Raw genomic sequence first — 1,828 nt, 5'->3', positions numbered from 1 at the left:
GTGTCTTGAAAGGGCTTCCCCTTTCCGGCCCGGGCGTGAAGAGCTCACTTCACCCAATCCGGGCCGCTTGAGCGCCCTACGCTTTCAAATTTTTGGCGATGTAGGACTGTACGGTGCCGATGTCGTTGGCCAATACTTCGTAGCGCTCCTCGCGCTGGAAGAGGTCCGCCATGTGGTGTGGAAGCGCCGGATCGGTATCCTGACCGGCCTTGCGCACCGCCTCCGGGAATTTCGCCGGATGGGCCGTGGCCAGGCAGACCATCGGAATATCCTGACGACGGCGCGTTTCGCGGGCCGCCTTCAAACCGATCGCCGTATGCGGATCCAGCAGGTATTCAGTGCGCTCAAACACATCTCGAATCACCTCCAGCATCACATCATCATCCACCTTGTAACTGCTGAACAGCTCACGCGCCTTCGACAACGCCGACTCATCCAGATGCATGGCGCCGGACTTGAAGTCCTCCATCAGGCCACGGATTTTGTCACCGTCGCGATCGTACAGATCGAACAACATGCGCTCGAAGTTACTGGATACCATGATATCCATGCTCGGCGACAAGGTATGCTGGAGCGGCTGCTTGCTGTGATCATTGCCACTCAGGCAGCGATGCAGAATATCGTTGCTGTTGGTGGCGATCACCAACTGATCGATGGGCAGCCCCATGCGCTTGGCCAGATAACCGGCAAAAATATCGCCGAAGTTACCCGTAGGCACCGAGAAAGAGATAGGACGTGCCGGTGCGCCCAACGCCAGACCCGCGTAAAAGTAGTAAACGATCTGGGCCATGATGCGCGCCCAGTTGATCGAATTGACCGCCACCAGTTGACGATCTTCGGGCAGAAATGACTGATCGCCGAAACTGGCTTTCACCATATTCTGGCAATCGTCAAAGTTGCCTTCCAACGCGATGTTATGCACGTTATCTTCCAGCACCGTGGTCATCTGTCGGCGCTGTACATCCGACACCCGCTTGTAGGGGTGCAGAATGTAAATATCGATATTGTCGCACCGGCGGCAGCCTTCAATCGCCGCCGATCCGGTATCCCCGGAGGTTGCCCCCATGACCACCACTTTCTGCTGACGCTTTTTCAGCAGGTGATCGAGCAGGTGGCCGAGGAACTGAAGGGCGAAATCCTTGAACGCCAGGGTCGGACCCTGGAACAGTTCCAGAATCCATTCGTTGTGCGCCGTCTGCACCAGAGGCGCAATGGCGTCGTGGCGGAAGCTGCTGTAGGCCTCACTGATGATCTGCTTGAGTTCCGCATCGGATACGGCACCGGAAACGAACGGGGCCATAATTTTGAACGCGAGCTCTTCGTAGGAGAGGCCCGCCCAGGAGGCGATTTCTTCCTGGCTGAATTCCGGCAGCGTTTCCGGTACATACAGGCCGCCATCTGGCGCCAACCCGGTCAGGACAACGTCTTCAAAATCGAGGGCCGGGGCCTGGCCCCGAGTGCTGATGTATTTCACTTCAATGGCTCCACACGGATGCGGGTAATCGGGCCGGTGATGGAGCTCAGGGATTCGATCTTGATGATCGCCTCGACCAGTTGCTTTTCCACGGCCCGGTTGGTCAACAGAATCAACGGAACGATTTCTTCTTCGTCCGCGGCCTCTTTCTGGATCAGGGCTTCGATACTGATGCCGGAGTCACTCAGAATTTGTGCAACCTGCGACAGCACCCCGGGTTTGTCCAGAGCCGACATACGCAGATAGTAAGCAGTCTCGACCTCTTCAATGGGCACGATTTCCAGTTCGCTGCGCAGCTGTTCCTGCTGGAAGCCGAGGTAGGGAACCCGGTGCTCGGGGTCAGCGGTCAGGGTG

2 protein-coding genes are annotated in these 1,828 nt (G+C 57.4%); both read right to left on the bottom strand.

Translation table 11 applies throughout. The features are described 5' to 3' along the window. Positions 1-76: 76 nt before the first annotated feature. Positions 77-1,474, bottom strand: coding sequence for a threonine synthase (gene thrC / locus B3520_RS04915; RefSeq protein ID WP_123637169.1), 1,398 nt, complete (start codon positions 1,472-1,474; stop codon positions 77-79). Next, the coding region (locus B3520_RS04910) for an ACT domain-containing protein (RefSeq protein ID WP_286875536.1) at positions 1,471-1,828 on the bottom strand (358 nt) is incomplete at its 5' end. The genes thrC and B3520_RS04910, both read right to left, overlap by 4 nt.

The sequence above is a fragment of the Marinimicrobium sp. UBA4509 genome (genome assembly GCF_002388575.1).
Classification (GTDB): domain Bacteria; phylum Pseudomonadota; class Gammaproteobacteria; order Pseudomonadales; family Cellvibrionaceae; genus Marinimicrobium; species Marinimicrobium koreense.
This window is presented reverse-complemented; position numbering and strand designations above follow the sequence as displayed.